Genomic DNA, 16,038 nt, shown 5'->3' with positions numbered 1-16,038 from the left:
CAACATTGCGGATTGGATTCTTCATCCGAAAATAGCTTTCTCAATCAAATTCGTGGAAGTGCACCGACAGGTACTGTGCTCTACCTACAGATTTAAGCCTCAGTTTTCAACAATCAATCCTGCTTCATAATAGATCATCTCACCATGCTGATGTGATGGCATCTCTTCACAAATTGTCAAAGTAATGGCACTTATAGTTGCATTAAGCATTGTCCCATATATTCGGCACCCGGAAAACTGACCCGAGTATCAATTCAGGAGAAACTGAACATGGCTGATGAAACCATTGTAGAAGCAAACCAGACCGCAGCAGCTGAGCCTGTGAGCACCAAGCCGAAAACCCGTGCACCGCGCAAGAAGGCTGAGCCTAAAGCTGCGTCTGCCAAGCCAGCTGCAAAAGCTGCCAAGGCTCCCAAAGCGGCAAAGGCTACGTCTGCCCCCAAGGCCGCCAAGGTTGTTGCAGCTGCTGCAGCATCGGCTGGCCGCAAGGTGAAGAAATATACGCCAGCTGAACGCGCTTCCATTCTTGCATCGGTTGAAAAGGCCACCAAGGGCGGCAAGACCACGCTGAAGGCTGCATTGCAGCATGCTGAAGTCAGTGAGCAGACCTATTACAACTGGAAGAACGCCGCTGGAAAGACCGCCGCTCCGGCAGCCGCAAAGGCATCAACGACGAGCGACGATCTGAAGGCACTTGTGGCGCTGGAAGCCGAAAACCTGAAGCTGCGCAAGGAACTGGCGGCAAAGCTTCGCTCCGAAAACACCGAACTGCGCAAGCGTCTCGGCAAGTCATAACAAACAGGCTATCGGGACAGCCCCTGCCCCGAATCTACCAAACAGGTGACCTGCCTAAACGCAGGTCACCTGTTTTCGTTTGGAGGAATGCCCTGCTTTCTTCCACTGCTACGAATGGCTTTAATGAACCTTCCTTGAGAAGTGCGGAAGCCTGATCATTCTTCGCAGTGTTTCATCTCGCCGGAAAAAATGGTGATAAAGCGCTGCCCCTGCATGCAGCACAATCAACCCCATAAAGCCGTATACGCATATTGTATGCAGCCACGACCAGAGTGTTTCATCGGCGTCTGACACGGGCAGCGGGATATTGGGCATAACGAAAAGGTCAAAGACATAGCTGGGGATACCAAGCGGCGAAGTCGACACAATTGCCCAGCCGGTAAAGGGCACCAAGATTGTCATTGCCAGCAGAAGCCTGTGAACAGCTTTGGCAACACGCCATTCAAACTGATTAACATCGGAACTGGGCGAAGGATGGGGGTTCGCGGCAAACCAGAACACCCGGATAAACGCCAGACCAAGGATTAAAAACCCGAGCGATTTATGCCATTGGTATAGTGAAAACTGGGCCACCGGACTATTCGCCATAGTCTGTGTGAGAAACCCGAGACCGATCTGCCCGGCGATAAACAGAGCGATCAACCAGTGCAGTATCCGCGTGACGTAGCCATAGGTGGTCTTTGTGTTGCGCCACATAACACCCTCCCGGAACCGGCTCCGGTCTTATTCGAATTGTTTGTAGGCGCTCATGGCGATTTCCTGAAGGCGAGCGCGCGGCAAGTCACCGACAAGCGCACAATCAAGAGCATTATCGCTCCATATGAGCGCCTCCAGATTACCCTGTGTCAGATAACGCAACGATGTTTCCTTTTTCTCGTCCGATGGAACAATAAAAAGGGTCACGCGTTTGCCGCTCGTGTCTTCATACATCAGTTGGGCGGCTGGCCCGCCATTGGCCGGCAATAGACGACCTCCGACCAAAGAGAGCCCTTCTGCCCGCAGATCCGGTATGACCAGAGTGCGCTCCAGTCGCTTGGAAAGCCAAGCCGACAAATGTTGCTCCTGCTCCGCTTTCACCTCAACCGGATGCACGACTTCACTCGTATAAAGGTTATGGGCAGCCATAGCCTCGGTCGCGATTGGCATCGAAGACGATGGTGTGACCTCAAGAACACCGCGGCCAAACCATCCGGCCCCTGCTCCTACGGCGATCAACACCGCTGCCGCGGCGGCCATACGCCACGAACCCAGTCGTGCAGTGCGAATTTCGCTTTTGATGGCCGTCGGGTTCAGTCGTGCTGGTACAGGCTCCTGAGCCACATTGGCATAGAGTGCTTGCAAAGTTTCATTCTGTCGTTGCCAGGCCGCCATCTCGGAGGCCAGTTGAGGATTAGCGGACAGCTCTGCCTCTATCACCTGGCGGCGTTCGTCCGAAAGCAGCCCATCGACATAGGCCTGTAGCTCAGCGTCACTGATCAACTTGCTTTTCATTTCAAGGCCCTCAAATGCGAACCGTTCTCCTCTGTAAGACTGCGCAATGTCGCGCGGGCTCGCCCCAGACGGGACATCAAAGTACCGAGCGGAACTTCCAACACTGAAGCTGCCTCGGTGTAACTCATACCTTCGACGGCGACCAATAAAAGTGCCTCGCGCTGTTCGGACGGCAGTGTTTGTATTGCGCGGGCGGTCTCAGCGAAAGCAAGCCGGGATGGAGATGCACTTGGAACCTGTGGCTCGACCATGACGCTCGATAATGGCGCATTGTCCGGAGCCCGGCGCCTGTGACGCAACTCGTTGCGCCACAGGTTTACGAGGATGCGGAAAAGCCATGCGCGCAATGGACCAGACGGCTTCCACAAACTGCTTTTGCGAATTGCGCGCTCCAGACAATCCTGCACCAGATCGTCGGCCCAATCGATGTCATGTGTCAGCGCTCGGGCATAACGCCTGAGCGCTGGAACACATTCCTCAATTTCCTCCAAAAAGCGCGACATTCCCGAACCGCTCCTGCACTCAATCCTTGGCTATGTGCCAGACACCGCCGACTCCGTCACCAGACACATCGCCGGGCTTTTTGTCGCCCTGCCAAAGGTATAGCGGCTTTTCTTTATGTGCCCACTGTTTCGTGCCATCCTTGCGCGTGACGAGACTGAACTCGGAATCCATTTTCGCATCCTTGGAAGCCTCCAGCGGCGGCCATTTCTTCGCGCAGTCATCGTAGCAATTGGATGCCCCCTTGCTGTCCTTGTCGAACACATAAAGGGTCATTCCCTTGGCGTCGGTCAGAACTTCACCCTTCGCTGTTTTCATCGTCTTGACGGCACCAGAAGCATAATCTTCGCTATGGGCAGCCAATGGCATGCTGATGACAAGAGCGGCGGTTGTCAAAAACGCTGTCACTTTAATCATGATAGTCCTCCTCTACGGGTTGGTCTTAGTCTCCATCTTGAAGAACACCGCAGGAGTGAATTTAATCCCTATCACCCAACATTATTTTGTACCCAGCAGATTCATGTCGAAATCGACCACATTGGAATAGATCGGTGTGCCGACATCCATGCCATAGGGTGATCGCAAAACCTTGCCGGTTACATGAAACGTAACGGTCTTCTCATCGTGGCCAATCATGGACGCAAAGAATGTTTCACCATGTGACTTGCCGCGGGCGGTCAAAACGCCGTCGATCCGGGCGTTCAGAGGCCCCGTCTGTGTGATCTTTGTCGATCGAAATGCGAGAACCGGATAATGCTCAATATCAAAGACCGCTGACGATCTAAGAAAATCGCTGATGCGGGTCTGTTTCGCGTCGACACTCACTGGCTTGAGCGTAAAGGACACGGACGACTTTGCCAGATTTTGAGCATTGAGATTAAAATCACCGGCAAATTCAGCGAAAGAACCAGCCAGCCCGCCACCGCCAACCTGACCGACATGAAAACCGATCACCGATGAACGCTGGATCGTATAATGTCCGTTGACGGCTTCCAGACTGTCGGCCAGCGACGATGCTGGCGAAAGGAAGAGTAACACTGAAATCGAGAGTGCGCGGATCATGACGACCTCCCATGTCTGCTGCATTATAGCATCAACACCCGGTCCCGCGTTTTAATCCGTCGGTCGTCACATTCTTTGCGAGTAAATCTTTATTTGCCGCCGGTCGCGATAATAGCGACCGGCGGCAAAATCTCTGAACCTTGATTACTTGTGTTCCGGCCAGCCGTAGCGGTCATCCAGCGCGTCATAGTCGGCCAGTCCAGTCACCGCGCTGAATTCCCCATATGTCACCATGGCATCTGCACGGCTATGCGGAGTGCCTTCCGCCTTCAACACATCAAGGGTGTCCCGAACGGCTTTAACAGCTGAGAAAAGAGCGGAAAGCGCATAGAACGCAACGTTGAAGCCAAGCTCTTCTAGGTCCTTTGCCGTCAGCGCAGTGGTCTCGTTGCCGTCGACAATGCTGACAACTTTCGGACCCAGAACGCCCCTTGAAACCGCCTCAACGTCGGCGATCTTCTTGATGCCGTCGACAAAAACGAGGTCGGCGCCAGCATCCTGATAGAGCTTTGCACGGCGAATAGCCTCATCAATGCCTTCGCTCTGAATCGCATCTGTCCGCGCTATCAACAGCATTGGATGCTGACCACGCGCTTCGACAGCACAGCGCAGACGCCGAATGTTTTCCTCTGCCGGAATGACGCGCACGCCCGAGCGTTGGCCGCATCGCTTCGGCAATTGCTGGTCTTCAAGATGGATTGCGGCAACACCAGCCTGTATATACTCCTCTACCGTTCGCCAGATATTGGCGGGCCCGCCATAACCGGTATCGGCGTCGGCAATAACCGGGATATCAACCGCCCGAACCATGTCTCGCGCATGTGTCGTCATTTCAGTTTGCGACAGCAAGCCTATATCCGGCAAACCAAGCCGCGAGGCTGTCGCACCAAAACCGGTCATGTAAATAGCGGGGAATTGTGCCATCTCGACCAGACGTGCCGTCAAAGCATCGGCTGCGCCGGGTGCCTGAAGCAAACGACCGGATTCAATGCCAGCTCTCAGTTTTTCAGCTGTGTTTTTCATCATGCTCTCCCGTTCAGCGACCGCCAGACACATCTAAAACGACACCGGTAATATAAGACGCCTCTCCGGAGAGGAGCCAAACCGCAGCATCAGCAACTTCAGCCGCAGTGCCAAGCCTCTTCAGCGGGATCATATTGGCCATCGCTTCGATGTTTGCCGGATCAGCAAAAACATCCTGCTGAATTTCCGTGTTGATGACGCCGGGAGCCAGCGCATTAACACGCGCCTTCGGTGCCAGTTCCTTGGCAAGCGCAACTGTGAAGGACGCGATTGCGCCTTTGGTTGTTGCGTAGACGATATTGCCAACCATGCCACCCGTGCGCGCAGCAATCGAAGACAAATTAACGACTGAGCGGTCATCTCGACTGGAAGGAGCACGAATGAACGCGCTGGAAACATAAAAAGCGCTTTTCAGATTGACGCCGAGAACACGGTCAAGTTCCGGCTCGTTCATATCCTCGACAGTCATGCGCTGCCCGATGATACCGGCATTGTTCAAAAGGTGATCAATGCCGCCAAACGACATCACAAGCGCTTCCATGGCAGTTTCAACCGACGATTGTTCTGCAACATTGACCGTTGCGGTCAGTACGCGGTCGCCATGAATGGCCTGACATTCAGCGAGTCGCTCGGCATTGATGTCCCACACGGCAACTTTCGCGCCAAGCCCTACCAGCTTGTCGGTAACGGCACGTCCGATTCCCGAAGCGCCTCCAGTGACAAGAACGGTCCGGTCAACGAAATAGCCCGAGCTGGCGATTGCCGATTGAGATTGCTGCACTTTAATCCTCCCGCCACACATGGCGTCATGTTTCAGTCGGCGGCAAGAATGACCAGATCAATCCGATTGTCAACTAGGGTTCTAGTTTATGTATGCCACTTGTGCGTACTTCCTTTCCGGTCTATAGGTGCCCGACGAAAGGTGTCGCGGAGGGCGACATCAAAGCTTAGGGAGGAATGTCATGGCGGATGCAATCCGTGCTGACGGCGCTCATTTGAATACAAGTCTACGCGACCGAACGATCCGCAAACTCAATATGCGCATCGTCCTTTTCTGCTTCATCTGCTTCATCGTGAACTATCTGGATCGCGTGAATATCGGCTTCGCCGCGCTGCACATGAATGACGACATCGGCCTGACCCCATACATGTTCGGTCTTGGTGCGGGGATTTTCTTCATCGGCTATCTGGCTTTTGAAATCCCCAGCAACATGATCCTGCACAAAGTCGGCCCTCGGATATGGATCGCCCGTATCATGGTCACCTGGGGCATCGTCTCTTGTGCTATGGCCTTCGTGCAGGGGCCAACCTCCTTCTATATCCTGCGTTTTCTGCTCGGCGTTGCCGAAGCTGGCTTTGCGCCAGGCGTACTCCTCTATCTGACCTACTGGTTTCCAGCCAAAGAACGTGGCCGCGCAACGGCCCTCTTCATGGCTGCAACCGTGCTGTCGATTGTCATCGGAGCCCCGATTTCCGGCTGGTTGATCGACGCTGGTGAAGGCCTGTTCGGCCTGCATGGCTGGCAGGCAATGTTCATCCTCGAAGGGCTGCCTGCAATCGTTCTTGGCGTCGTCACATTCTTCTATCTTGTCGATTCACCGCAAAAGGACAGCAAATGGCTGGCAGCGGATGAACGCGCCTGGCTTCTTGAACAGCTTGCCGAGGACGAGAAGAACACCCAGCCCGACACCCGTCACAGCCTGCGCGAAATCTTCAGCGATTTCCGGGTATGGCTTCTCACGCTGGTTTACATGTTCAATGGCATCGCGGTTTACGGTGTGATCATGTGGCTGCCGCAGATCGTGAAGACCTTTGGTCTGACGACCCTGCAGTCTGGCTTCGTCTCGGCCGTGCCATTCATTTTCGCAGCATTCGGGCTCGTCTTCATTTCGCGCAGTTCCGACCGCACGGGCGAACGCAAGATTCACACGGCTATCTCCGGCCTTTTCGGTGGTCTCTTCCTGGCGGCCAGCGCACTTGCGCCTAACCCTTATCTGGGCCTGTTGCTTCTCTGCATCTGCGCCTTCTTCCTCTGGTCCTATCTCGGCGTTTTCTGGACCTTGCCAACGCAGTTCCTCACTGGCGCAGCAGCGGCTGGCGGATTGGCCGCAATCAACGGCTTTGCCCAAATCGGCGGTTTTACTGGTCCTTATATTGTGGGCTGGGTGAAAACTGCGACCGATAGTTTTTCGATCTCGCTTCTGGTACTTGCAATATTTCCGATCATTAGCTTCTTCCTCTGCATGAGCTTGAAAGCTAAACGCGACTAGACCACATTACCGGCAGCGATCTTTAACGCGCTGCCGGAAATTCTTTGAGGAGACCGTGTACTGGCATGACAAAGCCGAAAACGCCCCCCCGCAAGAGTCTTGTCCCGACGATCGCTGATAAAATACGCGCGGCTATCGTCGACGCCGAGCTCGATTTCGGGGAAAACCTCTCCGAAGACACGCTGGCCTCGGCATTTGAAGTCAGCCGAACGCCCGTGCGTGAAGCGCTCAATCTGTTGCAGATGGAAGGGCTGGTGATCATCGTCCCGAAATCCGGCACCTATGTCTTCACGCCGACGCTCGAAGACATTGCCGAACTTTGCGACTATCGCGTTGGGCTGGAAAAGCAGGCCATCGCACTAACGCCGCAACAATCGCTGCCATTGGCCGTCAGTGAACTGCAGAAGCAGCTGATAGCGATGACTGAGGCCATTGAAAGCAGCGATATGCAGGCTTATGGCCGCGCCGATACGGCATTTCACCTCGCCTTCTTCCATCATTGTGGCAATCGTTATCTGAAAAATGCCTATGATCTTATTCTCGGCCGCGTGGCATCATTGAGAACACATCTTGCCATTCGCGCTGAAGGTGAACCGGACCGGTCCTATAAGGATCATGCGCATATGATCAGCCTTTTTGCCGATAACAAGCGCGACCAGCTTTCAACGATACTCACCGCGCATATTCTTCGTACCAAGGATAATTATCTCGACGCGTTTCAAAAGCTGTCGGCAAACGTCAATGGCGGCAGAGCAGCGCGACTTCGCCGACGTCTGGCACTGACCGAATAATCCAGAACCACATCGCCCGTTATCGGGCTGGTTTTTAATGGCGCCACGGCGCCATTTTTGTTTCAACATCATCAGACCTCTAGCAATTCACTGATGGCAAGAGCCGTAGTTGGCGGCCCAGTCTGCGCAACCTCCGCCAATCGCACGCTGCGGTTTAAAATCTGATACATCAGATATTGACATATCACGAAGTAAGCAGTTATTCCTTTAGCCAAGGAGTTTCAGGGAGATTTGAACTTTGGATTCGCAGGCGTTAGCTCTCAAGCCGATTAAGCTGAGAAATCTCAGAGATCATGTGCATGACAGTTTGCGGGAAGCCATTATTTCCGGCCGTCTGAAATCCGGTGAAAAACTGAACGAACGCCAGCTAGCCGCCGATCTCGGCATCAGCACCAGCCCGCTCAAGGAAGCGCTAAGGCAGCTTGAGGGCGAAGGTCTGGTCAGGACTGAATCGCGTCGTGGCACATTTGTGTGCTTCAACGAGCGCCAGGCGGAAGAAATGATGCTGGCTCGCGCCGCGCTGGAAAGCATCATTGCGCGACAGGCTGCAAAACACGGAAGCGAGGAAGCCTTTGAATTCCTTCGCGCCACCATTGAGGAAATGCGCGCGGCAGTGGAAACCGGCGATATCGACGAACTGATTGAGCTAAACGAGAAATTCCACGACGGCATCCATGAAGCATCCGGCTGTGAATATCTGCGCCGGTTGCAAAATGCGCAACGTATGTATGACCACGCAGCCCGCGTGACCGTGCTGTCACGTGATGATGTTCGCCGTCAGTCGTTCGGCGAGCATGAGGCCATCATGCTGGCGATAACCAAAAGAAATGGGGATTTGGCCGAACGGTTGATGCGAGAGCACATCGTAAAGGCAGGGGAGACGCATATCGAACTGGTCTTCTGATCAGTCTATTGGGAGGAAACAATGGATCTAGCAGGCTACCGCCGGGTGCTTCGCGGCATTTCGGGCGTGCATGCAACCGCTTATGATGCACAAGGCGAAATCGACCCGGTGCTGACGGCAAAAATCGTCTCGCGCATCGCAGATGCCGGCGTTCATAACATTGTCAGCGGCGGCAATACCGGAGAGTTCTACAGCCTGACTGAAGATGAAGTCATTCGCCTGCAGGCACTGGCAATTGAAGCTGTTGCCGGGAAGGCAGCCGTCACCGCCGCTGCGGGACGTTCGGTGCGTGAAGCCATAAAAGTAGCGAAAGCGGCAAGCGCCGCCGGTGCTGACGGCGTGATGATCCATCATCCGCTTGACCCCTTTGCGGCACCGCATGCACAGGTTGACTACTTTATCGCGATTGCTGAAGCGATTGATCTACCCATCGTCGCCTATATCCGTTCTGATCTTATACCGCTTGATGAAATGGTCCGGCTTGCCACCCATCCGAAAGTCGCCGGGGTCAAGTTCGCATCCCAGAACACGATGCTGTTCTTTGAATGCTGCCGGGCAACAAAAGGAATGGATGCCACCTGGATTTGCGGCCTCGCGGAAAGTTGGGCCCTGCCCTTCTATGCGCTCGGCGGACGTGGGTTCACATCCGGGCTGGTCAATGTTGCGCCCAAGCGTTCGCTCGCCGTCTGGAATGCACTGGAAGCTGGCGATTACAATCACGCGCGTTCGCTGGTTGAGAGCATCGCCGAATTCGAAACCATGCGAACAAAATACCGCAATGGCGCCAATGTGACGGTCGTAAAGGAAGCTTTGCAAATTCAGGGGCTAGCCGTTGGCAAAGTCCGGCTTCCGGGGCTGCCGCAACTTGAACAACATGACCGCGAAACGCTTCAGCAGATCGTCGCGGGTTGGGAGACAGATGGCTTAGTCTGACAGATGAAATCAGGGCGTCCTGACAGGGAGAAGACGGACGCACCGCAGAACCAAAAATGGAGGAGAACATGAATAAGGGAATTTCACGCCGCACATTCATGGCGGGGGCCGGGCTTGCAACGGGCATGGGGATCATGCTGCCGAAAGGTGTTTGGGCACAGTCGGCAAAGCTGCCGTCATCACCGGTAGCATTGAACGTTATTGATGCTGCCGGCAATCTCGCTTTGACCCAACCGATATTTGATAATTTTGCATCCGAACAAAAGGCGCTCGTTTCGCGCTTTACATTCAATAAAGCGCCAGCGCCTGAACTGCCGGGCAAGATCAAGGCTCAACAGCGCGCTAATCGCATCGATATCGATCTGGTCATTGTCGGCCCTGACGCACTGTCGGCAGGACTTGCCGACGATATCTGGACCGATATCATCGCCTTGCCGGAAAACGGCCTGCCCAAGCTGCAGGACATCTATCTTGAGCCAGCATGGCGTATGCAGGAAATGTCCAAGGGCAAAGGCGTCGTGGTTTCTTATTACCCGTCGGGCCCACTTCTTGAATTCCATCCGGACAAGGTCAAGACCGCGCCTAAAAACGCTGAGGAACTTCTGGCCTGGACCAAGGAGAACCCCAAGAAGTTCATTTATGCACGCCCCGCCAATTCCGGGCCAGGTCGCACATTCCTGATGGGCCTGCCCTATCTTCTCGGCGACAGCAATCCGAAAGATCCTATCAATGGTTGGGAAAAGACCTGGGCCTATCTGAAGGAACTACACAAGAACATCGAATATTATCCGGCAGGCACCGGCGCCCTGATGAAGGAACTGGGCGAAGGCACCCGCGACATGACGGTGACCACCACGGGCTGGGACATCAATCCCCGCGCGCTCGGCGTCGTGCCGAAGGAAATGGGTGTTAGCAAACTTGAGGGTTTCCATTGGGTTTGCGATGCACATTATTTTGCAATTCCAAGGGGCGTTTCGGAAGAAAAGATCGCCGTTTTGATGGAGTTCATCAAATTCGCATTGAAGCCCGATCAGCAGGCTTATTCTTACGATGCCGGTTATTTCTATCCGGGTCCGGCGGTCAAGGACGTTACGATTGAGATGGCACCAAAGGAGAGCCAGAACATCATCGCTGAATTCGGACGCCCCGAATATGCGGAGTGGATCGCCAACAATCCGATTGAACTGCCGCTTGAACCGGAGGCGCTTGTCGCAGCCTTCCGGCGTTGGGATGAAGAGGTCGCAGCCAGCTAAACCTCTTAAGCGGGCATTTCCGGGCGAGCTGCATCAACTCGTCCGGAACGGTCCATGATCGTCAAACCAATCATGGTGTTTGCGTCAATGTCCTTTCAAGAACTCCGGCTAGACCGGATGAGCCGATCATTCGGAACTTTCAATGCGCTGAGGGAAATCAACCTCACCATCCGGAAAGGCGAATTTATCGCGCTTCTCGGCCCTTCTGGCTGCGGAAAATCAACCGCTCTCAACTGCATTGCCGGTCTTCTCGGCACGACAGGCGGCGGCATTTATATCGATAACCGTCGCGTCGATCAGCTGAAGCCGGAGGATCGTGGCTTTGGCATGGTTTTCCAGAACTATGCGCTGTTCCCGCATATGAACGTCCTGCAGAATGTTGGCTTCGGCCTTAAAATGCGCGGGCTGGCCAAAAGCGAAATAGAAAAGCGTTCGCGTGCTGCGCTGGCCTTGGTGCGCTTGCAGGGACAGGAAGAAAAGCTCCCCGGGCAACTCTCTGGCGGCCAACAACAGCGCGTGGCGATCGCCCGCGCGATTGTGATTGAGCCTCCTCTGGTGCTGATGGATGAGCCGCTATCCAACCTCGACGCCAAGCTACGCCTTGAGATGCGTGCTGAAATTCGCCGCATCCACAATCAGCTTGGTTCCACCACAATCTACGTCACACATGATCAGGACGAAGCCCTCTCGCTTGCAGATCGCATTGTTGTTTTACGCGATGGCGAGATCCGTCAGGTTGGCAAGCCCAATGAGCTATATGAAGCACCACTCTACCGAGATGTCGCTGCATTCATGGGATTTCGAAACGCCCTGCCCGGCAAGATCACCCGTATCGAAAACGGACGGGCGACGATTGATGTTGCAGGCAGTGAACTGACCGGGCGTTCGGTTGATACGTTGAAAGTCGGTGACGAAGCCGTTTTGATGGCGCGCGGGGACGACGTCGTTTCAGGTTCAGCCCATCCAAACACCTTACAGGCAACTGTCGAAACCATTGAATATCGCGGCCGTGAATATGTGGGCACAGCACGCACGCAAACGGGTCTGGAACTCATCTTTCACGGTCCCAAAGGCGTAGAGCCCGGCAGCCAGATTGAACTTGGCATCGATGCCGCCAATGCGCTCATCTTTCCGGCGGAGGGCTGAGATATGGCCGATATAGCTCAAGAGCGATATGCCGAAGCGCCACTGACACCCGGCCTGCGACAAAGGCTGGCCAATCGTGGCTTTGACGGCGTGACGCTGCTGATCCTGCCCGCTCTGTTGTTTGTGATCGGCGTCTTCATTTACCCGTTTCTCTACGGTCTGGTTCTGTCGTTCAATCCGCTGGACGGCGGCGGCGCATTCGCCAATTACGCAAAATTCTTCTCCGATCCGTTTCTTTATAAAACCATCGGCGCCACCCTATGGCTTGCCGTTCCGGTTACGATTATCAGCGTGTTGTTTGCAGTACCTATTGCGTTGCGCGTTCGGCTGATGCGACGTCAACGGTTGCTGACGACCATCCTCGTTCTGCCTATTACGCTTGGTACAGTTCTGATTGCGGAAGGCCTGCTCAACTATCTCGGTCCGCAAGGCTGGTTCAGTCGCACACTAATTTTCATCGGCCTGATCGACAGTCCATTGAAGCTGACCAATAACTACTGGGGTGTCTTCGCCTCGCTCATCATAACCGTCTTTCCATTCACGTTTCTATTGACGCTCTCCTACATCACTGGCATCGACCCCGCATTGGAACGGGCGGCGGCCACCCACGGAGCCAATAGCTGGCAGCGCTTTCGATATGTCATGCTGCCCTTGCTGGTGCCGGGACTGGTTGTCGCGGCCTGCCTTACTTTCGTTCAGGCTTTCGCCGTCTTCCCTTCCGCCGTGCTTTTGGGTGCACCATCAGGCCCCACACGCGTCATATCCATTGCTGCGGCACAAGCTGCATTCGAGCAGTACGACGACTCCATGGCATCTTCGATTGCCATGATCATGGCAGCCGTACAATTGCTCGTCGTCGGTGCGCTTCTTGGCGTCCGCTCATTTTTCTATCGTGGCTCGACTGCAGGCGGGAAAGGATAAATCATGGTTCGCGATACATCCCTTCTCTCCAAACTCTGGATCACAGTTGTCTGGCTTCTGACCGGCTTCTTCGTCCTCAATGTTCTGGCGGTCATCACAGCTGTGGTCGTGTCGAGCTTCGGCACGCGCTGGCTTGGCACCTGGCTGCCAGACGCCTTCACCACACGATGGTACGCGGCGGCCTGGGCTGAATTTCAGCTGGATCAGGTCTTGCTGGTAACGTTTCAGGTGGTCTTTGCCGTTGTTATTCTATCCGGCATTCTCGGCGTAACCGCCGCCTACGCCATGGCTCGACGCGATTTTCCCGGCAAGAAATTCGTGTTGCTGATTTTCCTTTTGCCCCTGCTCGTACCACCGATAACCTTCGGGATACCACTTGCAACCGTTCTCTATAAATTCGGTGTCGGTGGAACATTCTGGGGCGTGGTTCTTGCCAATCTTGTGCCGACCGTACCCTTTGTCATTCTCGTCATGATCCCCTTCATCGAGCAGATCGACCCCAAGGTCGAAGCGGCAGCGCGCGTCTTTGGTGCCGGAACATTCAAACTCTTCATCCATGTGCTTCTGCCCATGCTTTTACCCGGTGTTCTGGCGGCGATGCTTCTGGTTCTGGTGCGTACGGTAGCCATGTTTGAACTGACCTTCCTGACAGCAGGTCCCACATCGCAAACACTTGTCGTGGCACTTTACTATTCGGTGTTCGCTGCCGGTGTCCGTTCCGTCCAGTCCATCGACGCCATGGCCGTGATCTATATGGTGACTTCGCTGGTCTGGCTTCTTCTGGCCCTGCGCTTCGTCAATCCCACGCAAATTGTTGCGCGTAACCGTCAACCATCCGCGCATTAGCATGCAAGACTGAACAGGAGCCTTTGATGAAGATCACGGCTGTCGAAACGGTGCAGTTACCGCACTTGAACAACATCTTGTGGGTTCAAATCCACACTGATGAAGGCATCGTGGGTCTGGGCGAGACATTTCGCGGCGCGAATGCCGTGGCCGCCTATATTCATAGTGATATTGCGCCACAATTGGTCGGCCAGAACCCGCTTGAAATCGACCGGATATCCAAACTGCTGCTGGAGCCATATGTAGGCTTTCGGTCTTCTGGTGTGGAAATTCGCGCTGCTTCCGCTATCGATATTGCGCTTTGGGATATTTTTGGACGGGTCACGGGGCAGCCAATCCACCAACTGCTGGGTGGGCTGTCGCGGCAATCCATCCGTACCTACAATACCTGTGCTGGCTACACCTATAACAAGAGCGGCTCGCGGCGCTATATCGGCGATACGGACGAAGGCACGGAAGGGCCTTACGAAGACCAGCTTGCCTTTCACCGCGATGCAGGAGCGCTCGCCGAAAGCCTCCTTTCCGAAGGTATAACGGCCATGAAAATCTGGCCATTCGATCCATTCGCCGTGGCGTCGGGAGGAAACTTCATCCATGCGCAAGATCTGGACAAGGCCCTCGTGCCGTTCCGCCAGATACGTGATGCTGTCGGCGACAAAATGGAGATCATGGTCGAGTTTCACTCCATGTGGGACCTGACTTCCGCGCTGACGATTGCACGGGAACTAAAGGCATTCCGTCCATTCTGGTCCGAAGACCCGATCAAGATGATGAACCCGCAAGCACTTGCGGTCTATGCGCAGAAATCCGGCATCGCTGTTTGTGCCAGCGAGACAATGGCAACCCGCGCGCAGTTCCTTGACGTTCTTCGCGCCGATGCATCCGATTATGTCATGCTGGATATTTCCTGGTGCGGCGGGCTTTCCGAAGCAAAAAAGATTGCCACCATGGCCGAAGCTTTCCAGCGCCCCATTGCGCCACATGACTGCACGGGGCCGGTCGTCTTTGCAGCCTCGATTCATCTGTCACTCAATGCGCCCAATGCCATCTATCAAGAGTCGGTCAGGGCCTACTACACCTCATGGTATCGCGATCTGGTCACAGTGATGCCGCGCATTGAAAACGGCCTGATTTATCCCTTCGAAGGTGCTGGGCTCGGCCTCGCACTCTCTGAATTTGTTCTCGAACACCCTGACGTTATCCGCAGAAAGACGAACGCATTATGATTGGACCATTTCACTGCATTGCCGATCTGCGCGGGGAACTGATGGAAAGTCCCGTCTGGGACGAGCGAAGGGCAACGCTCTTTGCGTGCGATATCAACGGACGCAAAGTTTACGAAATAGACCTCGAAAAGGGTCCCGTGTGCGAGTGGACCTTTGAAGCGGAGGTTCCCTGTATTGGGCTTGCCGAAAGCGGTAAGCTGATCGTGGCTCTCGCACGCGAGGTCATTCTGTTCGACCCGGACAAAGGTGAGAAGCAGACAATCTGGAACGGCTATGACGAGCCGGAAACATCGCGCCTTAATGACGGTAAGATCGGCCCCGATGGCGCGCTATGGATTGGCAGTATGGATTGCCGTCCAGCACGGCAGCCCATTGCAAAACTCTATCGGATAACAGCCGACGGACAGGCTGCGATCAAGGCGCAGGGTTTTGAGGTATCGAATGGCCTTGCCTGGACACCCGATGCAACCACGATGTTCCATACGGATTCCCGCGGCCCATGGATTGATCGCTATGTGTTCGATCCTACAACTGGCCATCTTGGCGACCGCAAACGCATCCGCGATCTCGACGAAGAAACTGGCAGGCCGGACGGTGGTGCTTGCGACGCCGAGGGTACCTACTGGAGCGCAGGCGTATCGGCTGGTGTTTTGAACCGCTTCAGCGCTGATGGAACCTTGCTTTCCAGCTATCCCGTTCCTGTTCCTTCGCCGACAATGCCATGTTTCTGCGGGCCCGATCTGAAGCAGATCGCGCTGACGTCGCACCGCCTTGGATCAGCCGATAAATTGACCTCAGCCCCACAATCAGGCGGCGTGCATCTCGCAACAATTGCGGTTGCCGGGGCAAAAGTGGCCCGCATGAAGGGAATCTGAA

The 16,038-nt window shown here is 54.8% G+C and carries 18 protein-coding genes; 11 read left to right on the top strand and 7 right to left on the bottom strand.

Going from position 1 to position 16,038, the window contains the following annotated elements; genetic code table 11:
• The first annotated feature begins 270 nt into the window (after window positions 1–270).
• Window positions 271–795, top strand: coding sequence for a transposase (locus FGI60_RS12955; RefSeq protein ID WP_138785542.1), 525 nt, complete (start codon window positions 271–273; stop codon window positions 793–795).
• Between the two features lie 120 nt (window positions 796–915).
• On the opposite strand, the gene FGI60_RS12950 is transcribed toward FGI60_RS12955, so the two are convergent.
• From FGI60_RS12950 to FGI60_RS12920, 7 genes are all read right to left on the bottom strand, one after another.
• Window positions 916–1,491 (bottom strand): cytochrome b, encoded by a 576-nt coding sequence (locus FGI60_RS12950; protein WP_138785541.1) that lies wholly within the window; start codon window positions 1,489–1,491, stop codon window positions 916–918.
• Window positions 1,492–1,518: 27 nt separating this feature from the next.
• Entirely contained in the window at window positions 1,519–2,286 is a 768-nt protein-coding gene (locus FGI60_RS12945; RefSeq protein WP_138785540.1) for an anti-sigma factor family protein, read from the bottom strand.
• Window positions 2,283–2,789 carry a sigma-70 family RNA polymerase sigma factor gene (locus FGI60_RS12940; protein ID WP_138785539.1) on the bottom strand — a complete coding sequence of 169 codons (507 nt, stop codon included), beginning with the start codon at window positions 2,787–2,789 and terminating at the stop codon, window positions 2,283–2,285. Before FGI60_RS12940 ends, FGI60_RS12945 begins: the two co-directional genes overlap by 4 nt.
• Before the next feature lie 19 nt (window positions 2,790–2,808).
• Window positions 2,809–3,204, bottom strand: coding sequence for a COG4315 family predicted lipoprotein (locus tag FGI60_RS12935; protein WP_138785538.1), 396 nt, complete (start codon window positions 3,202–3,204; stop codon window positions 2,809–2,811).
• 81 nt (window positions 3,205–3,285) lie between these two features.
• Window positions 3,286–3,849, bottom strand: a complete 564-nt coding sequence (locus tag FGI60_RS12930) for a YceI family protein (RefSeq protein WP_235889802.1) — start codon at window positions 3,847–3,849, stop codon at window positions 3,286–3,288.
• A gap of 144 nt (window positions 3,850–3,993) precedes the next feature.
• Window positions 3,994–4,872 (bottom strand): isocitrate lyase/PEP mutase family protein, encoded by an 879-nt coding sequence (locus FGI60_RS12925; protein ID WP_138785536.1) that lies wholly within the window; start codon window positions 4,870–4,872, stop codon window positions 3,994–3,996.
• 13 nt (window positions 4,873–4,885) lie between these two features.
• Window positions 4,886–5,653, bottom strand: coding sequence for an SDR family NAD(P)-dependent oxidoreductase (locus FGI60_RS12920; RefSeq protein ID WP_235889801.1), 768 nt, complete (start codon window positions 5,651–5,653; stop codon window positions 4,886–4,888).
• A 181-nt stretch (window positions 5,654–5,834) separates the two neighbouring features.
• Here FGI60_RS12920 and FGI60_RS12915 point away from each other — a divergent pair, with 181 nt between their 5' ends.
• From FGI60_RS12915 to FGI60_RS12870, 10 genes are all read left to right on the top strand, one after another.
• Window positions 5,835–7,142 carry an MFS transporter gene (locus FGI60_RS12915; protein ID WP_138785534.1) on the top strand — a complete coding sequence of 436 codons (1,308 nt, stop codon included), beginning with the start codon at window positions 5,835–5,837 and terminating at the stop codon, window positions 7,140–7,142.
• 65 nt (window positions 7,143–7,207) lie between these two features.
• Entirely contained in the window at window positions 7,208–7,933 is a 726-nt protein-coding gene (locus tag FGI60_RS12910; RefSeq protein WP_138785533.1) for a GntR family transcriptional regulator, read from the top strand.
• A gap of 295 nt (window positions 7,934–8,228) precedes the next feature.
• Window positions 8,229–8,837 (top strand): GntR family transcriptional regulator, encoded by a 609-nt coding sequence (locus tag FGI60_RS12905; protein ID WP_138785532.1) that lies wholly within the window; start codon window positions 8,229–8,231, stop codon window positions 8,835–8,837.
• Window positions 8,838–8,858: 21 nt separating this feature from the next.
• Window positions 8,859–9,770 carry a dihydrodipicolinate synthase family protein gene (locus tag FGI60_RS12900; RefSeq protein WP_138785531.1) on the top strand — a complete coding sequence of 304 codons (912 nt, stop codon included), beginning with the start codon at window positions 8,859–8,861 and terminating at the stop codon, window positions 9,768–9,770.
• Between the two features lie 98 nt (window positions 9,771–9,868).
• Window positions 9,869–11,023: an extracellular solute-binding protein gene (locus tag FGI60_RS12895; RefSeq protein ID WP_235889804.1), complete on the top strand. Its 1,155-nt coding sequence runs from the start codon at window positions 9,869–9,871 to the stop codon at window positions 11,021–11,023.
• 72 nt (window positions 11,024–11,095) lie between these two features.
• Window positions 11,096–12,169: an ABC transporter ATP-binding protein gene (locus FGI60_RS12890; protein WP_171058766.1), complete on the top strand. Its 1,074-nt coding sequence runs from the start codon at window positions 11,096–11,098 to the stop codon at window positions 12,167–12,169.
• Between the two features lie 12 nt (window positions 12,170–12,181).
• Complete coding sequence (locus FGI60_RS12885) at window positions 12,182–13,090, top strand: ABC transporter permease (protein ID WP_138785545.1); 909 nt, start codon at window positions 12,182–12,184, stop codon at window positions 13,088–13,090.
• 3 nt (window positions 13,091–13,093) lie between these two features.
• Window positions 13,094–13,936 (top strand): ABC transporter permease, encoded by an 843-nt coding sequence (locus FGI60_RS12880; protein ID WP_113534821.1) that lies wholly within the window; start codon window positions 13,094–13,096, stop codon window positions 13,934–13,936.
• Window positions 13,937–13,962: 26 nt separating this feature from the next.
• Window positions 13,963–15,162 carry a mandelate racemase/muconate lactonizing enzyme family protein gene (locus tag FGI60_RS12875; RefSeq protein ID WP_138785529.1) on the top strand — a complete coding sequence of 400 codons (1,200 nt, stop codon included), beginning with the start codon at window positions 13,963–13,965 and terminating at the stop codon, window positions 15,160–15,162.
• Window positions 15,159–16,037 (top strand): SMP-30/gluconolactonase/LRE family protein, encoded by an 879-nt coding sequence (locus FGI60_RS12870; protein WP_138785528.1) that lies wholly within the window; start codon window positions 15,159–15,161, stop codon window positions 16,035–16,037. Before FGI60_RS12875 ends, FGI60_RS12870 begins: the two co-directional genes overlap by 4 nt.
• The last annotated feature ends 1 nt before the right edge of the window (window position 16,038 follow it).

Origin of the sequence: Brucella haematophila, from assembly GCF_005938105.1 — a bacterium.
GTDB classification, from domain to species: Bacteria; Pseudomonadota; Alphaproteobacteria; order Rhizobiales; family Rhizobiaceae; genus Brucella; species Brucella haematophila.
Note: the sequence above shows the minus strand (reverse complement) of the source record. Positions and strands in the feature narration are given on the sequence as shown.

What these genes read in the sequence shown, in the direction of transcription:
- FGI60_RS12955 (WP_138785542.1), top strand. Translation starts at nt 271, where the DNA reads ATGGCTGATGAAACCATTGTAGAAGCAAACCAGACCGCAGCAGCTGAG.
- FGI60_RS12950 (WP_138785541.1), bottom strand. Translation starts at nt 1,491, where the DNA reads ATGTGGCGCAACACAAAGACCACCTATGGCTACGTCACGCGGATACTG.
- FGI60_RS12945 (WP_138785540.1), bottom strand. Translation starts at nt 2,286, where the DNA reads ATGAAAAGCAAGTTGATCAGTGACGCTGAGCTACAGGCCTATGTCGAT.
- FGI60_RS12940 (WP_138785539.1), bottom strand. Translation starts at nt 2,789, where the DNA reads ATGTCGCGCTTTTTGGAGGAAATTGAGGAATGTGTTCCAGCGCTCAGG.
- FGI60_RS12935 (WP_138785538.1), bottom strand. Translation starts at nt 3,204, where the DNA reads ATGATTAAAGTGACAGCGTTTTTGACAACCGCCGCTCTTGTCATCAGC.
- FGI60_RS12930 (WP_235889802.1), bottom strand. Translation starts at nt 3,849, where the DNA reads ATGATCCGCGCACTCTCGATTTCAGTGTTACTCTTCCTTTCGCCAGCA.
- FGI60_RS12925 (WP_138785536.1), bottom strand. Translation starts at nt 4,872, where the DNA reads ATGAAAAACACAGCTGAAAAACTGAGAGCTGGCATTGAATCCGGTCGT.
- FGI60_RS12915 (WP_138785534.1), top strand. Translation starts at nt 5,835, where the DNA reads ATGGCGGATGCAATCCGTGCTGACGGCGCTCATTTGAATACAAGTCTA.
- FGI60_RS12910 (WP_138785533.1), top strand. Translation starts at nt 7,208, where the DNA reads ATGACAAAGCCGAAAACGCCCCCCCGCAAGAGTCTTGTCCCGACGATC.
- FGI60_RS12900 (WP_138785531.1), top strand. Translation starts at nt 8,859, where the DNA reads ATGGATCTAGCAGGCTACCGCCGGGTGCTTCGCGGCATTTCGGGCGTG.
- FGI60_RS12895 (WP_235889804.1), top strand. Translation starts at nt 9,869, where the DNA reads ATGGCGGGGGCCGGGCTTGCAACGGGCATGGGGATCATGCTGCCGAAA.
- FGI60_RS12890 (WP_171058766.1), top strand. Translation starts at nt 11,096, where the DNA reads ATGGTGTTTGCGTCAATGTCCTTTCAAGAACTCCGGCTAGACCGGATG.
- FGI60_RS12880 (WP_113534821.1), top strand. Translation starts at nt 13,094, where the DNA reads ATGGTTCGCGATACATCCCTTCTCTCCAAACTCTGGATCACAGTTGTC.
- FGI60_RS12875 (WP_138785529.1), top strand. Translation starts at nt 13,963, where the DNA reads ATGAAGATCACGGCTGTCGAAACGGTGCAGTTACCGCACTTGAACAAC.
- FGI60_RS12870 (WP_138785528.1), top strand. Translation starts at nt 15,159, where the DNA reads ATGATTGGACCATTTCACTGCATTGCCGATCTGCGCGGGGAACTGATG.